The organism is Chryseobacterium sp. FH2 (assembly GCF_001045455.1).
GTDB lineage: Bacteria > Bacteroidota > Bacteroidia > Flavobacteriales > Weeksellaceae > Chryseobacterium.
Window position 1 is genome coordinate 170,671 of record NZ_LFNE01000007.1, and the last position, 17,742, is coordinate 188,412.

At 30.0% G+C, this 17,742-nt stretch carries 16 protein-coding genes; 12 read left to right on the forward strand and 4 right to left on the reverse strand.

The genetic code is table 11. The features are described 5' to 3' along the window. Window positions 1–66: 66 nt before the first annotated feature. Together ACM39_RS12515 and ACM39_RS12520 are read left to right on the forward strand one after the other, a co-directional pair. Window positions 67–324, forward strand: coding sequence for a helix-turn-helix domain-containing protein (locus tag ACM39_RS12515; protein WP_048511382.1), 258 nt, complete (start codon window positions 67–69; stop codon window positions 322–324). A gap of 2 nt (window positions 325–326) precedes the next feature. Further along, entirely contained in the window at window positions 327–1,409 is a 1,083-nt protein-coding gene (locus tag ACM39_RS12520) for a hypothetical protein (protein ID WP_048511383.1), read from the forward strand. Between the two features lie 456 nt (window positions 1,410–1,865). Here the strand turns inward: ACM39_RS12520 and ACM39_RS12525 are convergent, their stop codons facing one another. From ACM39_RS12525 to ACM39_RS12540, 4 genes are read right to left on the reverse strand one after another with little or no spacing between them, the layout of a single operon-like run. After that, window positions 1,866–2,774 carry a phage exclusion protein Lit family protein gene (locus ACM39_RS12525; RefSeq protein ID WP_048511384.1) on the reverse strand — a complete coding sequence of 303 codons (909 nt, stop codon included), beginning with the start codon at window positions 2,772–2,774 and terminating at the stop codon, window positions 1,866–1,868. Window positions 2,775–2,825: 51 nt separating this feature from the next. Beyond that, window positions 2,826–4,529: a hypothetical protein gene (locus ACM39_RS12530; RefSeq protein WP_048511385.1), complete on the reverse strand. Its 1,704-nt coding sequence runs from the start codon at window positions 4,527–4,529 to the stop codon at window positions 2,826–2,828. Window positions 4,530–4,533: 4 nt separating this feature from the next. Further along, window positions 4,534–5,730 carry a hypothetical protein gene (locus ACM39_RS12535; protein ID WP_048511386.1) on the reverse strand — a complete coding sequence of 399 codons (1,197 nt, stop codon included), beginning with the start codon at window positions 5,728–5,730 and terminating at the stop codon, window positions 4,534–4,536. After that, a complete protein-coding gene (locus ACM39_RS12540; protein ID WP_048511387.1) occupies window positions 5,723–6,787 on the reverse strand; it encodes a nucleoid-associated protein in 1,065 nt (354 codons plus the stop codon). Before ACM39_RS12540 ends, ACM39_RS12535 begins: the two co-directional genes overlap by 8 nt. Before the next feature lie 542 nt (window positions 6,788–7,329). On the opposite strand from ACM39_RS12540, the gene ACM39_RS12545 reads away from it, so the two are divergent. The 10 genes from ACM39_RS12545 to ACM39_RS12590 all read left to right on the forward strand — a co-directional run bounded on the left by ACM39_RS12545 (window position 7,330) and on the right by ACM39_RS12590 (window position 17,677). After that, window positions 7,330–8,385, forward strand: coding sequence for a hypothetical protein (locus tag ACM39_RS12545; protein WP_048511388.1), 1,056 nt, complete (start codon window positions 7,330–7,332; stop codon window positions 8,383–8,385). A gap of 109 nt (window positions 8,386–8,494) precedes the next feature. Further along, complete coding sequence (locus tag ACM39_RS12550) at window positions 8,495–8,803, forward strand: helix-turn-helix domain-containing protein (RefSeq protein ID WP_048511389.1); 309 nt, start codon at window positions 8,495–8,497, stop codon at window positions 8,801–8,803. 1 nt (window position 8,804) lies between these two features. Beyond that, window positions 8,805–10,364, forward strand: coding sequence for a hypothetical protein (locus ACM39_RS12555; protein ID WP_048511390.1), 1,560 nt, complete (start codon window positions 8,805–8,807; stop codon window positions 10,362–10,364). A gap of 16 nt (window positions 10,365–10,380) precedes the next feature. Continuing rightward, window positions 10,381–10,908 carry a ribonuclease H-like domain-containing protein gene (locus ACM39_RS12560; protein ID WP_048511391.1) on the forward strand — a complete coding sequence of 176 codons (528 nt, stop codon included), beginning with the start codon at window positions 10,381–10,383 and terminating at the stop codon, window positions 10,906–10,908. Continuing rightward, complete coding sequence (locus ACM39_RS12565; RefSeq protein WP_048511392.1) at window positions 10,892–12,163, forward strand: DNA polymerase; 1,272 nt, start codon at window positions 10,892–10,894, stop codon at window positions 12,161–12,163. The genes ACM39_RS12560 and ACM39_RS12565 overlap by 17 nt, the downstream gene beginning before the upstream one ends. Before the next feature lie 31 nt (window positions 12,164–12,194). Next, window positions 12,195–13,205, forward strand: a complete 1,011-nt coding sequence (locus ACM39_RS12570; RefSeq protein WP_048511393.1) for a hypothetical protein — start codon at window positions 12,195–12,197, stop codon at window positions 13,203–13,205. A 124-nt stretch (window positions 13,206–13,329) separates the two neighbouring features. Further along, window positions 13,330–14,577 (forward strand): site-specific integrase, encoded by a 1,248-nt coding sequence (locus ACM39_RS12575; protein ID WP_048511394.1) that lies wholly within the window; start codon window positions 13,330–13,332, stop codon window positions 14,575–14,577. Between the two features lie 101 nt (window positions 14,578–14,678). After that, window positions 14,679–14,975, forward strand: a complete 297-nt coding sequence (locus ACM39_RS12580) for a hypothetical protein (protein WP_048511395.1) — start codon at window positions 14,679–14,681, stop codon at window positions 14,973–14,975. Window positions 14,976–15,856: 881 nt separating this feature from the next. Beyond that, window positions 15,857–16,477, forward strand: a complete 621-nt coding sequence (locus ACM39_RS12585) for a helix-turn-helix domain-containing protein (RefSeq protein ID WP_048511396.1) — start codon at window positions 15,857–15,859, stop codon at window positions 16,475–16,477. 552 nt (window positions 16,478–17,029) lie between these two features. Continuing rightward, window positions 17,030–17,677, forward strand: a complete 648-nt coding sequence (locus tag ACM39_RS12590; protein WP_131701454.1) for a hypothetical protein — start codon at window positions 17,030–17,032, stop codon at window positions 17,675–17,677. Window positions 17,678–17,742: the final 65 nt, after the last annotated feature.

The window sequence follows — 17,742 nt, forward strand, 5'->3', positions numbered from 1 at the left end:
ACCAACGTTTTTATTGTTACTATAGTTACTTAAAATAAATATTGTGTAACAAATAAAATTAAAGTAATGGATAAAAAATTAACATTGTATGTATTAAAACAAAATCGAAAATTTAAAAGAGAAATTAAAGAACTCAAAAAACTATTCAACGAAAATTGTAATTTTAAAGAATTATTGACCGTCAAAGAAGCTTGTGATTATTATGGGTTTAGCGAAAAAACCTTTTATCGATATAAGGATATGGGATTGAAGGTAATTCAGAAAGGTCGTAATACAAAAGTTTTTGTTAAAAAAATTGATATTGAAAAATTCTTAAATAAATAAAGATGGTTGATAGAATAAAATTTATTGTTGACAATGCTAATCTCTCGCACATAGTTCTTAATGAACATTTTTTTGGACCAATAAATAGTAAAGGAGTAAAAATATATTATTATAAAAATAACCAAAATGTTGATGAGGAAGATGACGAAAATAAACTAATCACATACAATGATTATGATTCTAAGTACAAGAAAAATTTTTATATAAAATATTATGTTTACGATAAACCTAGAGGGCTTGCAAGCAACCAAAGTGCCAAGATTGGAAATCAATTAATAGTTCATCGTAATTTCCGAAAAGAATTTTATGGAGAAGCTCGAATTGAAGATTTGGATTATAAAAAATTTAAGGAAGTAATCTGTAGATATGCAGCAAAGTTTCAAATTGATGAAAGTAGAATGTTGAAAGCTAGAGTAACAAAAGTAGAGTTTGGAGTTACATTAAGACTTAAATCAGATATGGAAGCAATTATTCCATGCTTTGTAAGTTGTGAGAATTTACCAGAAAAGGTTATGTACGGAAATACGGGCGTTACATTTATCGGAGGGAATTATTCTGTTAGTTTTTATGATAAACTTAAAAGAATATTAGATAGTAGGGCTATGATGAAAAATCAAAAACGAAGAGCTATTCATGAACCTATGGTGCGTAAAAATAATTTTTGGTTACGTTACGAAATTAAAATAGAAAAGGTAAGTGGATTTAATTTCGGAAACTATAAAGACTCTATGAGTACATTGAAGAAAATTCTAGATAATTGGAACGCTTTAGGCGACATGCTTTACAAAATGTACGGAAATGTTGAATTTGTAGATTTTTTATCTCCCCAAATAGAAGTAGATATAAAAGGGAAATCTTATGGAGAATTAGACAAACTCATGATTTTTACAGGAATTAAAACTGTTGGAGAGAAAGAATTTTTTACTCAGTTTATACCTATGCTAAATAAAAATAAACAGAGCTTTTTTAGAGGTCATTATAAAAATTTTTACGAAGGTTATGTAGAAAAAAGTAAAAAGGGTTATGGCCAAATTTTAGATAAAATTTTATTAAAAAAAATTGATAAACTTAAAAACAAAATCTAGTTGTGGTCATTTACAACCAAAATCTGGTAGATTAACTGAGTAGTAATATAAAGAGTAATATACTACTATTATTAGGCTAATATAATACAAGTAAAAGCATATAGGGAAGCAAGTAAGCTGTCAAGTATAATCAAGTAAATAATATAAATAGAAACGAGTAAGGAAATAAGTAGATTGGTACTGCCGAGCTTCAGTGATTAAATCACCTTTTGAACTATACTTACTTCCGATAGCAAGTAGGAAAACTATTAATAAGGCAAATTTCGATGTTCTTTTAATTTTCCTATGAAGGTACTTAAAAAAGAATTTTCGCCCTTTAAAATGGTGCTAATAAATATATGTGTCATAATTAGTTTTCCTGATTATGACATTTTTTATTTATTAGTAATTTAATTAATTCTGAATCATAATATTCGATTGTAATTCAGAGTTATTGATAACAAAATGAAAGTATTTTTAAACTTGATTTATCAAGTCATAAAATAGCTCTTTGTAAGTACTATAAAATGGTTTTTCTTTTAAACCTAAGTTAAATTGTTTGTCCCATGCTTTTATAAATAATGCAAGCATAGCCCAAACTGGACTGTCCTCTGTAGGATTAATAATTCTTAGGGCATTTTCTAACCTGTCATTGATGTCAGGATGTTTGCTCCCTCCATTAAGGTTGTTTTTACGAAAAAGTATTGCAGCGATACCGAAAATTATGGATATGCTTGTAGCAGTTATATTACGACAATCTTTTAAAATTAATTCCATAGCTCTAGTATCAGCATCAATTTCCAACGCTTTAATTTCTACTTGTGAGAGATTTTCTGTTGAAATTTTTTTTATATGCTCAAATTCAGCATGAGCGATTTCATGATAAAGAATGAAATTAACGCTTTCTACAAAAATGTCATTAGTTTTTTCAATATAATAACCTTCTAGCGCAAAACTGTCATAGTATTCTGGGTTAGGAAGATTTGTTATATCCCAAGATTCAAATGCTCTTGTTATTCTTTTAGCATATTGGAAAAGATCTTCTGCATCATTTAGTATTTTTACGTTTTGTGGTATAAAGATAAGTATTTGTCTTTTTTCATGCTCAGGAATTACAACTCCTTCTTCATGAACTACAAAAAAGTAGTAGCAAATGATCCAAATATATGATAAAAACGTTTCATGTATGTTAATTGTACCATAAGCAGATATAAAGGGTAGTTGATTTTCATTCAAAGACGCATTTCTAGCGTGATAAGCTATTTTTTTATCTAACCTAAGATCTAATTGAAGGGTTGTGATGAGTTTTTTGTTTCGTTCTTCAAGTCTTGCTATCAAGTTATGTTTTAATACCCTAATTGGTTGGTCTCCTACGTGTGTAGACATTAATTTACTTGTCTTCACTATTTTGTAATATTTATATATGTCATTTTGTGATTAATCCACTGTTGGAATATTTAATTTTTTTATGTATGATTCAATAAAGCTAGGTGTTTCTTTAAAATCCGTTTTATCAAAAATATTCCCTACAAAAGCAGAAAATGAGATAGAAGTGTTCATGTAATTTTCTATATTCTTTTCATAATTGGTACTAAACGTTGGCTTAGCAAATGCTTGATATTTGTCAATTAATATTTCCAGCCCATATTCCCCCCTTTTAAAAAAATGTTCTTGATATATGATTAGTGTATCAATATTAATTATTGTAAGGTTTTTTATTTGCTTTTTTTGATTCGTATCAAACGTAGAATCCAATTCCTCTCTAAACCATTTATTTAATAATCTATTCAATTCAGGAGTATCAAACTGTCTATCATGTATAACTAAAACAGGATACACTTTGACGTAATCAGTATTGTAACTTACATCGATTTTTTTATAGTATTCATCGAATACTCGCTTAATATTTTCAATTATTTGAAGAATAGCTTTTTTGCTTGTTTTACCATCCTTTTCTACCTTTAAAAATTTGTCTTTTAAACCCTTTGACAAAATGGAATAATCTCGTGAAATTTTTTCTTCACCTTTTAATATTACATCTTTACTTTCAAAAAGTAAAATTTTATTTTTAAATCGAATATAAAAATCAGGTTCAGAAGAATATCCTTGTGATTTGAAATCCTCTCCTTTAAACTTTTGATATTTTGAATTGCTAGGAAAACACTTCCAAATTGTTTGATATAATAAAACTTGTTCTGAAAAAAAATCACAATATATTGATCGGAAATCCCTAATTCTAAATTCTTCACTAACCTCTTTATTAATTTTTAAACTGAATTCAAAGATTACACTTTTAAAAATCCTTTCAATTAAAAATAATTTATTAATAACTAAAAAAGTATGATCGTTAACTTTTTGTAGAGGGTTACTTCTTATTGTAGTGAAATCGGGTAATTCAGTATATTCAATTGGAACTGAAAAAAGGCTTAAAAATAATGTATTTGTTTCAAGACTATCATCTGCTTCTAAGCGAATTTCTGAGTATGTATCATTGTTATGTCCTAATACAGGAATTATTATATTGAGTAACTTATAGATCCATTCCTGCCAATTCGAACATTTATATTTATCTAAAAATAGAATGAGGTGATTTTTTAAAATGGAATGTTGCTCAATAAATTGAAAATATTCTATAGATTTTATTAATTGGCTAAGAAAAACCTCATGTAAAATATAATTTTGAATATCATAATCATGGTATGATAACGTTAAAAGAGAAGCAATAATCCTTTCATCATCATCTTTAGGAAGTTTTTTTTGACCTGATTCTTCAGTAGTATCTTGTTCGGAATTTAATAAGAGATAGGCTTTAAATAACCGTAATTCAAATTCATTTTTATCTATTGCTTCAGTAGTATTTTCATCTCTCTCTAAAATATAGTTTAGAAGTTTTAAACTACTAAAAATATTTAAAATAGATCCATTACTTCGTATTCGAGAAATTAATTCTGATTTAACATCGTTATCTGAAAACCAATTATTTATTGTTGTAATAGCATTTTTTTCAGTTTTAGAACGATTAACGAAGTAGCTAACTGCTCTTAATAGGTCATCTTTATCTAAAGGCTTTAAAAGCTCTATTAGAGTTTCCTTACCATCAAAAAAAGTTTGATAGTTTAATCTTAATATCATTTGAGTCATAGTTTTATGTTTTTAACGTGAAAATAATGTAAATGATTAAGGAGAATATAATATAGAGAAATACCATAATTATTCCCATTAATTTAAAAGTGTTTAGAAATAAAACTGTTCCCATAGCTAATATTGGGGATAACCATAAGAAAAGCTGCATCAATAATATTCTATTGCTTTGTTTTATTTTTTCCTTTTCAACTTTACTAAACGATTTTTCTAGTTCTATAATTTTATTCTGTTCAAAAGTTGATTTATATTGAAGAATATTGTCACTAATGAAGCCAATAGAGGATTTTTGGTTATTAATAAAGATTTGAATGAATACACAAAATATTATCAATCCTATTATTAGCAAATAATTTTTAAAAGCATTTATATTTTCATAGTCCAAAGTAGATAAAGTGAATACTAAGGCGGTTGGAATCGCAATTAGTTTTGTTTGCGAATCATTTATAACAGACTGTAATTTTTGATTAAATTCCAAAGCTTTTGAATCAAGTTCAACCTTCAGTTTGTTATATGAGAAATTTCGTAAATAATAGTTATAACTAGATTCCGCTTTATCGTCGTAATCATAATAATTCTGGATTAAATATGAAAAACGGGTATTTTCTTCTATTGGAATTAGATACTCAACTAAAAAGTTCAAATAAACATTTTTCTTATCTGCAAAAGCATTAGTTTGGAGAAGTGAAACAAACTGTTCTATTCTGTTTGTTACATCAACATTCAAGGATTCTAAATCTTCATAGGAATATTTTAATGGTAGATATAAAGAAATTTCCTCTCTTAAAATAATTGCGTTCAAAACTTCTGCATCTTCATAAGTATGTTTTGAAAAATTGGATATTTCGGATATTAAATTAACAATTAGTGAATAGTTTTGCTGAAAAGGTAAATCATCCGATAAATATGAGCTTCTTTCAAAAATATAAATTTCATTCCCAGGAATATTGTAATAATTTTTTCTTAAAAATGATTCTCTAGTTTCAAAAAAACCAATACTAGAAAGTCTTGGGAGAGAAAATTCTAAAGTTATCGAATCTCCTACTGAATAATCATCAATATCAGAATTTTCAATTAATTCTGAATTGTATAGTGTATCTAAAAATGATTTATCGTCAATTACATTTTGGCAAAATAAAACATTATCCTCAACGCTTTTTGAGGATGAAGTATTAATTATATCAACTATTTGATTAAGCATTTTTGTTGCTCAATTCTTTAATTTTATCTCTTAATATAGGAGAAATATTTTTGATAGTTAATTTGTTCCCACTACCATCTAAGACAATTGTATTATCTAAAATTAGTTTGGTATCAAACTCAATTTTAAATTCCTTATCAGAATAAGTAATTGTCTTCAGGAACTTCATACGTACTTTATCTCCACTTATGATTTCACTAACTCTATAAGCTTCTTCAGTAGCAAAATCTTGAAAATGCTCAGGATTATCAGGATTTAGAATACTTGAAATTGTCGATAAAAGAATTTCTTTTTTATTATCTATACAATCGTGGCAATAAGTAAATACTTTATTTTTTTTATTAATTTTTGTATTTCTATCCCACTGTTCGATATCAGCGTATGCTTCAATGGCAGTAATTAACCGTTTTGTAGATTCTGTACTTGTATTTTTATTATCAACATCAATAAATGACATAAAATAATAACTGACTTCTTTCATTCCTTTAACGAAGGATAGATATGTCTTTCTCTCTGAAGGAAGATTATTTTCAATATTTACCCATTCTGTTAGATTGATTAAGCAAGCAACATCAACTTTACTTAAATCTAAGTTTTTAATATTATCTAATGTTAAGCTTTTTTCATCAATAACAAATCCTTCCTTGTTGTTAATCATTAAAATTAAAAGTAGATCATTGGATGTTATTATATTTCTATATTCGCATATAATCATATAACCGCCAGTTGCAGCTACGGTATTTTCTAATACAATTTTATAATGATTCATCACATTAATGGAAAAATCATAAAATTGGCAGTCACCATTAATGTAATCAATTAAACAATCTCTAAACTTGGGGTTTTCTTCAGCAAAAATCCCATAAATTGGACTAGATTTTTTATGATAAGACTTATCAAGATTTCCAAGAAATGTTTTTTCCTTTTCTCCAATTGTTAATAAGTTATCAGCAGCCTTAGGATTAACAAGTCTATTTCCAGCATCTTTTAATAGCTGATGGATTACTATGTTTTTGACTTCTAAATTTTCTCCAATTTTTTCGAATTTTTTCGCCATATTTAAATTGTTTACATTCGATTAGTTTTTTCAAATATACAAACATTAGTCAATGTAGCATTTACGGTTTACCATAATTTAGTCTTTAGTCTTAGAAAATAATTATAAAAACTCTAAATGTATTTTACATTATTTAAAGAAAAGTTTCCCCTATATTTTCCCCTTTGTAAATACAATTGTCTGAAAGTCCCATAAATAAAGGGAAAAATAAAAAATATTCGAGCCCAGGTGGGACCACTACAAAAACTCGACAAGCCCCTATTTATGGGGCTTTTTTATTTCCCAAAACCACAACGCTGAAATATACGCTTAAACTTCCTCGGAAAAGCTTTGCTGGATTGACTTCGCATAGATGTGGTTCTATTTTAAAATAAAAATTAAAATGATTTTGTGATTATAAAATTACAGAAGTTATTCTCCTATTTTATATCTGTATTACCTTTGCCTAAAGAGATTGAGAAAATTTCCATTTTCGTCAATCTCCAGTATTTCTTCAGAACCCATCAAATATTTTTACCTTAGTCCTTCCAAAAGTCTTTTTTATGAGTAGAAATGATAGAACTATATTAGAATTAACAGAATTATCTTTGGAATCAGTAGCCAAAGTTTTTAATTTTTTAGAAAATGTTCTTAAAGATTATCTTTTAGAAATAGATACTTTTGAAACAGAATTGCAGAAATACTCACTCTTAGAGCAGTATTTTATCTGTGAATACGGTTCAATCTATTATTCAAAACAGAAAATTAACTCTCTTTTGAAATCTCGATCTTTTAATGGTTATGAAGACTTTCAGATAAGATTCATAGAAGAAAATGCTGATAACTTTATTAAAGGGGTTGAAGGGATGAGAGAATCCTTAAAAAAATTAGCAAAGAATCATAAACGGAAATACGGAGATTTTACCACTTTCAAACTTCCTGATGGATTCATAGAGGAGCCGATTGATTTTAGACTACCGCTGTATTTTGCTGTTGAAGATGCTCGAGATTTTGAAAAAAGGTTAGGAAACAAATTAAAAACAAAATCAGATTTCAAACAAGAGGTATATACAATTCTTGGAGATATTTTACAGGAAGAGGATATTCAATTGTTCTTTGATAATTCTTTTGCCTATTCGACCAATCCGTATCCAATAATACTATTGTATCTCACTATTAATAAGAAAACAGAATTTAAGAAAAAGATGCTACAACTTTATACAAGCTATTCCAATTATTATCTACGTGGGAAAAGCCAGTATGAGAACTATTATATTGAGTATCATTCGGACTTAGCGGAGCAGATAAAGAATAAAAAAATCAAGAAAACTGTATTGAATTCTGAAGGTTTATTGGTTGATACAGGGGAATTTATTGAACTGACAGAACCACGAAGTCATTTCTATCCAAAAATCAAAGACAAAGAGGATAAGCAGAGGTTTATAAAGGAACTCAAGTTATTTCGTCTTCCTGAAATTACCAAAGAAGATTTCGCAAAAATCTTATACAATTCATTTGTTCATATCCGTGAGGGATATGTTGAAGATACTATTGAAAACCCTGAATTATCTCTGGAACAATATCTTAAAAAGGTTTCTACTGAATCAATAAGAAACTAAAAGACATACATCGTATGTAAAACGTGCAAATATCGTTCTGATTCTGCACATCGTACTACAAAAAAATCTTCGCTATTCTACTTTTGACCTGTCAAATTGAGACAAGGTCATGGATAACAACGCACTAACATATCATTTATCAAAAGTTTTTTCAGAGCTGAAGGCTGGAATAGCTGATGAAGTGATTTCTCAGCTGAAAGAGCAAGGCTTTGGACTGGCAGGGACGCCTGTGGGTCAGGAAAAGCTTTTGACTGATAAACAGTTATGCGAACTCCTCCAAATCTCAACTTCACATCTCTCCAACTTTAGAAAAGCTAATCCCGATTTTCCTTCTCTTCCGATCGGCAAGAATGTGCGGTTTAAGCTCTCTGAGGTGGAAGAATTTCTAAAGTTTAACCAAAAAAAAGTAAAGAAATAAAATGGAGAACAAAAAAATAGATATTCCATTTGAGGTTACTGATAAGGGTAAAGTACGGTTTGATACGTACGGTTATATAGGATATACCGAAGATTTGGGATTCAGAAGAACCAAAATATTTGGAGTTGAGCATCTTGTTAGAATACAGAATAATATTGTAAAAATTGTTAATAAGTCGGATATCATACATGTAGCTTTGGAATATCTTGATGAAAATTTCGATCAGAAATCAGAACTTGAGTATGGAGCTACCAAATATGAAATTAAAAATGCATGGATCAATAAAGCACGGCAGATTTCAGAAGATGCGACATTATCATTTTTGCGATATGAAGAACTTAACCCGCTTAGGGATACGCAGGAAATAAGCTATTTCTGTTATCAAAACACAGTGGTAAAAGTACAGGCAAAGACTATCGAAACTGTAGATTATCGGGATTTAGAACATCATGTTTTTTACGATCAGATCATCCAGAGAGGTTTTAGCTATGATGAATCTTGTTTAGGCGAATTCATTCCATTCAGACAATTCATACACAATGTTGCAGGAAATATTGAGGAGAGGATCTTACCATTTGAGGTAATGATTGGCTATATGCTTCATACATTTCAGAATCCTGCCTTGGCAAAAGCAATCATCTTACTTGATAGTATTGTTAATGAAATTGGACTGATAGAAGGAGGAACAGGAAAATCACTCCTAGTGAGAGGATTGAGCTATATGAGATTCCTGTGTAATATTTCCGGAAAAGATTTTTCCAGTAGTTCCGGTTTTGCATTCCAAAGAGTAACACCTTTCACTAGTATTGTCGCTATTAATGATATTAAAGAAAATCAGAACTTCGAAGGTTTCTTTGGCAGAATAACAGACGGGTTTACAATAAGCAGGAAGTACAAACATGATATTTTCATCGCATTTGCTTATGGTCCGAAAATGATTATCACAAGCAACTATTATGTAAAATCTCCGTCAGGAAACAGTACAGAAAGAAGGAAACATGAAATTGAATTATCAACCCACTACGGTAAAGATTTAACGGTTTATGATGATTTTGGACATCACTTCTTTGATGATTGGAAAGAAGATCAATGGTTAGGGTTTGACCACTACATGCTACACTGTGTTAAGTTATATCTTGAAAAAGGATTGGTAAAAGCCCCTCCTATCAACTTAGAGTTAAGAAAACTCATTAGTGAGGTAGGATTGGAACTGATGGAATTCTTAGATCAAATATTACTGACCAAAACCAAGCTTCATAAAAAAGAGTTGTTTGCTGAATTCAGAAAAGAATCAATAGGATCACGGTATCAGCTGAGTTTGAGAGGATTCACAATAAGACTTAAAAAATATCTGGAATATAAAGGTATAGGCTATGTAGAAACTCCGAGTAATACTAAGGTTTTTATTGAAGTCATTACCGCAAAGCCTGATGAACACTTGATTTTAACAATCAATGATGTTAAGACCGACTACAAAACCGTAGATACTGCTAATAAAATGACACGATTAGTCAATCAGTTACAGAAATTTTTCAATCCTGAAAATAACACAGAAAATTAACAATTAAAATTAAATAATGACAGAAGTAATAATAAAAGAAAAGATCCTCGTCATAGACTTGGAGACTGCGGGGTTAGACCCATTTACAGACCATATAGTGAGTGTTGCTATATCTGTTGAAAAAGGAAAGGGATTTAACATTGTTCTCCCTTTTTATAAAAATAAAGCCAAAGTGAAAGAATTCTTACAGCCAATTTTACCGATACTCGAAGATGAAACGATTATCAAAGTCTTTCATAATGCGAAGTTTGATTTAAAATTCTTTCATCAATATGGGATTGAGATTAAAGGTGAAATTAAAGACACTATGATTATGGACTATCTGTCTGATCCCAACCGTAAAACTCACGGATTGAAAGAAATTTCAAAACTCCATCTTCATTATCACCAGATTTCCTTTGAAGAAATGAGAAAAGGCAGGGATATTACCGAAGTTCCGAAAGAAGAGCTTACAAAATATGCCTGTGAAGATGCAGACCTAACCCTACAATTGTATCATTTTTTAACTCATAAATTAAATCAGGATTATGGACAAAGCAATTAATACGTTAGAACATAATTTAATCCGTGTTCTCCTTAAAATAGAACTCAATGGTGCGAAAATAGACACGAAGAAATTAGAAAGTGTAGAATATCAGTTATTGAATCGACTACAAACGACCACCGAAAAAATAATGGAGATTGCAGGAACAGAAATCAACCTTAACAGTAATGAACAGCTGAGTACTCTGCTTTTTGAAACGTTGGGACTTCAACCGAAAGTTACTTCCAAAGGTAAATCGGGATTGATTTCGGTTAATAAATCGCATTTGGAGAAACTTAAAGACGACCACAAAATTGTTCCGCTCCTCTTGGATTACAGGAAAACCAACACCTTGTTAAGTTTCTGTAATCAATTGAAAGAAGTTCACCCGAAAACAAAAAGGCTTCATTGCAATTTAAATCAGATAGGAACAGCGACAGGACGATTTAGTTGTAGTAAGCCGAATTTACAGAATATTCCCAATGTGAAATTAAACGAAGAAGATAGTGATGAACTTAAAATTATAGCTTCCAAGTTCAGAGAGGTTTTTATTGCTGAAAAAGGCTATTTGTTGATTGGTGCAGATTATTCGCAGATTGAGCTTAGGGTTATGGCTGAAATGAGTCAGGACAGTTTTTTACTCGATGCGTATAATAAGGGTATAGATATTCACGAACTAACAGCTTCTAAAGTGTTCAATTGCAGGATTTCAGAAGTAACGAAAGAGCAAAGAAATATTGCTAAGACGATCAATTTCGGTTTGATTTACGGAATGTCAGCAGTAGGATTAGCGGAATCCCTTACAATAATTACAAAGAAACATCATTCTAAGGAAGATGCCGAAAAAATGATGTCAGATTATTTTGCTGAATTCAATGGTGTAAAATCTTGCTTGGAGGGTTTAATAAATTATGCCGATCATCACGGATATTCAAAAACATTGTTCGGAAGAACCAGACCAATTCCTGAACTTGCTTCTAACGACATGGCAATTCGTGAAAAAGGGAAACGTCTTGCAATGAATTCTCCTGTACAGGGAAGTGCAGCCGATATTATCAAAATGGCAATGGTAAATTGTGATAAAGCTATTACAGAGAAGGGTTTGCAGTCAAAAATCATACTCCAAATCCACGATGAATTGCTTTTTGAGGTTCCTGAAAGTGAAGTGGAGATCATGGAAGAGCTTATAAAACATGAAATGGAGAACGTTGTAAGACTTTCTATACCTCTTATAGTAGAACTCGGCAAAGGTGCTAATTGGGCAGAAGCCCACTAAACGGGAAAAATAATTTTTTAAAATATATAACATGACAACAAAAGCAGAATTAGTAGGCAATATAGGTGACTTGAAAGACAGCAAAACAGTTATTAATCACAAAAATTTCAGAACAATGAGAAAACGAATTTTAACTTTCCAAAACATAGTGGGGAATATGAAGCCCCCAAGATTATTTAATTTTCATATTGACTTTGTAAAACTGGAGATTCTATACAATTATTATGATATTAATTTTGAAAACCTGGTTGAGCATCCCACTATTAAAAATCAATATATTCTAAAGCCTGAAATTTGGGAACATCACAAAAATTTCAGTGTGTATTTCACTGAAAAGAAAGCAATAATAAAATTTAGCCTTCCTTATTTCATTTATGGACATAATTTTTGTGAGCTTGATACACAGGATCTTTTGGCGGTTAGGGATTTTATGTCTAAAGAATTGGGCTTAGAAATTAAATTTGCTAAAATAAAGGAACTTGAATTCGGAGCGTATGAGAATATTGATAGTGATAGTAAGGATTATATCAGCTCTATTGTAGGAATCAAAAACTATGAACTGGAAAAATCGACAGACGGGTTTAAAATGTTCGGAGATAGAAAAAGAAATTTCCATTACAAAGTATATGATGCTGTCGCCAATGCTAAAGCCAAAAAGACATTTACGCTTGGGAATTATCCTGAAATGGGCCTGGTCAAACATGAAATAAAGCTAACTAGTACTCAGCCTTATTTTGATAGTCTTTATTATAATGACTTATCTGAACCATTATCTGAATATCGAGGGATATTAGAGAAAGAATTAATCAGTTCCCGAAAATCATTAATTCTAAAGAATGAAAATCCTGTATTACTCTATGATACAGACTTGACTCATATCCTCTACGCAGGGCTTAAACAATATGAGAGCGGTGTTGCTTCTAAAAATGTTGTCAAATCACTGTTTAATTTGATTGAAAATTCTGGGCTAACTCCGTCACAAAAGAGTAAACGCCGAAAAGCCATCAATCTCTTAGAAGATCAGTACAATCAAAGGTTTTAGCATTTGATTGAAAATTTTAAAACTTTAGCCCTAACCGTTGTAGCACATTAGGATTTAGGGCTAAAGTTGCTACAACAAAACTATGTCGCAAAATTTACAGTTAGCAATCTAAAAAATTAAAATAATGGCAACATTTAAATTTATCCTGAGTAAGCTTGATTATCAGAAGAAAAAGAAAAGTCCTGAATCCCTTCTAATGCTGAGGTATACTCATAAAAAGAAGACAACGCATTTTTCAACTCATAAGAATATTGACGAAAAATACTGGGATGAAAGAACACAAATGGTAAAGAGAAGTTATCCTGGTTCTGATAGGTTTAACATCTACATTAAGGGAATCCGTCAGAAAGTGGAAGATATTGTTAATGGTATGCTAATCGAGGGCAATGATCCTACCATAGATTATGTAAAGTCTGTTTACAATGCTGATAAGAATGGAACGGAGAAAAAGAAGCAATATACGTTCTTTGAATATGCTGAAAAATATTTAGAAAATAGTAAGAACCGTCTTACAGCAAGTACGATTAAAAGCTATCGTACTGCTTTACATAAGCTTGAAGATTATCAGGACTATAGCAGAAACAAATTAGACTGGATGAGCTTTGATATTGATTTTTATTATGACTTCATGGATTTTTATACAGGAATTGAAGGGCTGACTAATAACGGTTTTGGTAAAATCATTAAAAATCTTAAAGCGATTTTAAACTCAGCAACTGAGGACGGTTATAACACTTTCACAGGCTACCAGCATAAAAATTTTAAGACTGTAAGAGAAGATGTCAATAATATTTATCTAAGCGAAGAAGAGATTTCTAAGCTTTTAAAATTGGATTTAAGTAGTGATAAAACAATGGAAAGAACGAGGGATTTATTTGTCTTCGGTTGTTATACGGGGTTGAGGTTTAGTGATTTTAGCCAAGTAAAGCAGGAACATATTGTTGGTGATATTCTTAGAATCAAAACTATAAAGACGAGTGAATGGGTAAATATTCCGATTCTTCCAGCAGTGAGGGAAATCATGGATAAGTACAAAGATAATCCGAACAATCTTCCGAAGTCCGTATCTAATCAAACAATGAATAGAAATTTGAAAGTGTTAGGTGACTTGGCAAAAATTAGTGACAAGATTCTTAAAATTAGAAATAAAGGTAAAGAAAGGATTGAAGAAAATCTTTTAAAATATGAAATGATTTGTACCCATACTGCAAGAAGATCGTTTGCTACTAATATGTTCAAGAGAGGTGTTCCTACAAGGGTAATTATGAATATCACAGGACACAGAACTGAAAAAGCATTTAACAGCTATATCAAAATATCACAGGATGAGAATGCGGAACTATTGAAAGAATATTTTAGTAAATCGGCTTAATTTTTAAAGCTAAAAATTATAAACCTGCCTTTTAGCAGGTTTATTTTCTAATTTTCCCAAACATTAGTATATTTCTTGTTTAAAATATTAACGGTATTATTATGAATCTAAAAATCACCCAAATTGAAAGTTTTATTTCACAACTCGAAGCTACTAAAAACAATTTGCCAAATAGATATTTACAAAGTAAAATTTTGAATATTTTAGAGCAATTAATAGTTATAAAGGACACTGATAACTGGCACCGATTCGATCAACTTAAAACAATGATAAAATCACTTAGAGAACCATATGATGGACAAAGCGGAGAGTTAAGAGATGAAGAAGTGAAAAGGTTAATTTTGAGTGCTTATGATGAATTAATTGGCATTTTGAAATCTTACATCCCTGTGGAATAATAAAATTAAAGTTTCTTTCAGTGTCTTTTTATTAGAGAGGAAGGCACTCAAAGAAACATGGGTTCATCTGTTTGGCTAAAAGCACAAAAGATATAAACTTAAAAAGAAATACGACATAACCTCCTGTTAAATATAGGTTTGCAAACATTGGGTTATTTAACACGGTGAAGTCCACGCATATTTTTCGATTATGCAACATAGATTGATTATAATTTTTGCAAATGAATAAAATGTAAGTAGATAAAAAGTGAATAAATTCTTTGTACTACATATTTTCAAAGATGTTTAACAAATTCAATTATAAAAACTGACACAGAATCCCAATTGAAAATTTTCAAGTGGAGATCATTGCTGAAAATCGTTCACAATATTTATTTACTTTAATTTTCATTAATCCAAAGGGATAAATGAGAATTATTATTTTGGCTTCAAAGGAAAATTTATAGTACTCAGAGTATTTAATAAAATATAATTTTTTTTGAAAGCGAAGCGGTTTACCGCTTCTGGTTATCTCTTTAATTAAGGTTTTTTAATTGAAGTCTTTAATTATGTCTTTAAATATAAGTGCAAAATTGGTGAGATAGAAGTGCAAAAATGGTTAGATTGAAATGCAAAATTAGGTGAATTGAAATGCACTTTTGGTGATAAAAAAGTACTGTTACTCCCTGAAAAACGTAGTCGTGGTAGTAGTTTTCTTGGAAGGTGGTAGAGGATACCTCCAGATTTCAACAGAGGAATCTAGTAGTACGAAAGTGTAAAGAGGACAAAAAGTAGTCGACTACTTTTCCGTAGTCCGTGGTAGAGGTAAAGGCAGGAAACATGGGGAGAAGAACTAAGGAGTGGTCCGAAAAAGTAGTAGTGAAAAATTAGAAAGCAGTACAATGAAAAAATATACCAATAATAATTCAACAAACCCTTTAATCGAAGGAGTTTTAAATAAATTAACTGTAGAAATTCCCTTTGAAATCTTATCCAGTTCGGAGCTATCTCTCAACGAAAAATTAATATTTGGATTGGATTTTTCCCTGAAAAGTAAGCTCGGATTTAACCAGATAACGAGTAAAGATGTAGGAGTACTTTTTAACTTACACCCCAATATTGTTGGAGATTACAGGAAGAGCCTTTTGAAAAAGAGGTATTTAACCAAAGAAGGGCGAAAATATTTTCTGACCGACCACTATAAAACAGCTGAAAAATCTGAAGAAATTCAGGAAAATAAGGACCGAAGAAATATCAAAATTCCTTTTGAGCTTTACTCGAATAAAGCGCTAAAAACAGGAGAAAAGCTACTTTGGGGAGAGTACAACTCAATCAGTAAAGGAGTGAAGGAGTATTTTGCATCGAGGGAATATACAGCAAACCGCCTGAATGTAAGTGTTGAAAGCGTCACCAATTGGACGAAATCTCTCAACGAAAAAGGACTGTTTAAAAAATATGAAGTTGTTACAGGATATTACACTCATCAAAGAAAGATCATCACCTGTCATTTTGATAAAAAATAAATTGAAGTCCAAAACTGGTGCTTTGAGGTATACTTTTGTATAATACAGTTTTAAACAAAGTAGATAGTTTTTAAATCACTTTTAGATATCTAAATCCAAATTGAAATGATAAACGATTTTTGAATGGAGAATACAGTTCAAATTAAGTTTTATCTTAATTTAAATAAAGAATGTTACGTTAATATTTAAGTCTAAAAGTGAAAATGTTGTTTGAAATTATTAAAATTAATAGCTTTACAGCAGTAAATGAACAAATAAAAAAATATATAAGAATAGAAATATTTAAAAATTAAATAATAAGATATTACATTTAGCAAACTGACGTCTGTCTTTGAAAGGTCGAAAATTCAAAAGTACAACAGGATAAGTTTAGCAAAATGTTCAGGCTTGGGCTTGGGCATTGCTTTACTTTGTTGTACAGGGCTTCGACCCCCTCAAAGACAGGTAGAGATAATGTCTCAAGCCTGTTTTTTGTTTTCATATATCATTACGGGTTTCAGTAAGGAATATCAGATAAAAGTCTATAAGATTGAAAACCTAATAAATAATAAAATGAAAACGAAATTTTCTACATTACTACTTATCCTGTTTACTTCATTAGCACTAATCAGTTGCAATAAACAGTCAACTAATAATGAATTAGATACTTCATACCTCAATGAAGATGGAACAGAAAAATTTTTAGTCAAAAATAATAAGTTCAGTAATTTCATTGTGTTAAGCAGTTCAATAGGAAGAAATAACAATCCGGTATCTACACTTTATGCATTCAAAGGCATTCTAAAAAATAATACCAAAAATATTTACAAAACTGCTACTATTGAAGGAGAAGTTATTCTTGTTCTTAATAATGGGAGTGAACTTAATTGCAGAAGTACATCTGATTCTTTTGATCCAGTTTTGAGTTCGATTGCAAACTCCAAAACTAAGTATAACTGGAAACCGAATGAAAATTGGATAATAGATGAGTTGAAATCATGTACTATTCCTGTGGAATATTTCAGTTATCCAGTGAAACAGGTATTTACTCAATACTATATCAATACAGAAGATCAAATCAATAATACCTCCGAAAAAATATTAGTGTCTCAAAGAGATGTAACAGACCGATGGTTAAAAGCAAAGGAAAAAGTTAAGAAAGATGTTTCGGACTGTACTAATTATTCATTTGATATTTCAAAATATATGGAAAATAAATAATCTTTTAGTACAACATAGTAAATAATTATATATTCAGTGAGATTGATATTTACTTAAATATTAGT

What these genes read in the sequence shown, in the direction of transcription:
- ACM39_RS12515 (WP_048511382.1), top strand. Translation starts at nt 67, where the DNA reads ATGGATAAAAAATTAACATTGTATGTATTAAAACAAAATCGAAAATTT.
- ACM39_RS12520 (WP_048511383.1), top strand. Translation starts at nt 327, where the DNA reads ATGGTTGATAGAATAAAATTTATTGTTGACAATGCTAATCTCTCGCAC.
- ACM39_RS12525 (WP_048511384.1), bottom strand. Translation starts at nt 2,774, where the DNA reads ATGTCTACACACGTAGGAGACCAACCAATTAGGGTATTAAAACATAAC.
- ACM39_RS12530 (WP_048511385.1), bottom strand. Translation starts at nt 4,529, where the DNA reads ATGACTCAAATGATATTAAGATTAAACTATCAAACTTTTTTTGATGGT.
- ACM39_RS12535 (WP_048511386.1), bottom strand. Translation starts at nt 5,730, where the DNA reads ATGCTTAATCAAATAGTTGATATAATTAATACTTCATCCTCAAAAAGC.
- ACM39_RS12540 (WP_048511387.1), bottom strand. Translation starts at nt 6,787, where the DNA reads ATGGCGAAAAAATTCGAAAAAATTGGAGAAAATTTAGAAGTCAAAAAC.
- ACM39_RS12545 (WP_048511388.1), top strand. Translation starts at nt 7,330, where the DNA reads ATGAGTAGAAATGATAGAACTATATTAGAATTAACAGAATTATCTTTG.
- ACM39_RS12550 (WP_048511389.1), top strand. Translation starts at nt 8,495, where the DNA reads ATGGATAACAACGCACTAACATATCATTTATCAAAAGTTTTTTCAGAG.
- ACM39_RS12555 (WP_048511390.1), top strand. Translation starts at nt 8,805, where the DNA reads ATGGAGAACAAAAAAATAGATATTCCATTTGAGGTTACTGATAAGGGT.
- ACM39_RS12560 (WP_048511391.1), top strand. Translation starts at nt 10,381, where the DNA reads ATGACAGAAGTAATAATAAAAGAAAAGATCCTCGTCATAGACTTGGAG.
- ACM39_RS12565 (WP_048511392.1), top strand. Translation starts at nt 10,892, where the DNA reads ATGGACAAAGCAATTAATACGTTAGAACATAATTTAATCCGTGTTCTC.
- ACM39_RS12570 (WP_048511393.1), top strand. Translation starts at nt 12,195, where the DNA reads ATGACAACAAAAGCAGAATTAGTAGGCAATATAGGTGACTTGAAAGAC.
- ACM39_RS12575 (WP_048511394.1), top strand. Translation starts at nt 13,330, where the DNA reads ATGGCAACATTTAAATTTATCCTGAGTAAGCTTGATTATCAGAAGAAA.
- ACM39_RS12580 (WP_048511395.1), top strand. Translation starts at nt 14,679, where the DNA reads ATGAATCTAAAAATCACCCAAATTGAAAGTTTTATTTCACAACTCGAA.
- ACM39_RS12585 (WP_048511396.1), top strand. Translation starts at nt 15,857, where the DNA reads ATGAAAAAATATACCAATAATAATTCAACAAACCCTTTAATCGAAGGA.
- ACM39_RS12590 (WP_131701454.1), top strand. Translation starts at nt 17,030, where the DNA reads ATGAAAACGAAATTTTCTACATTACTACTTATCCTGTTTACTTCATTA.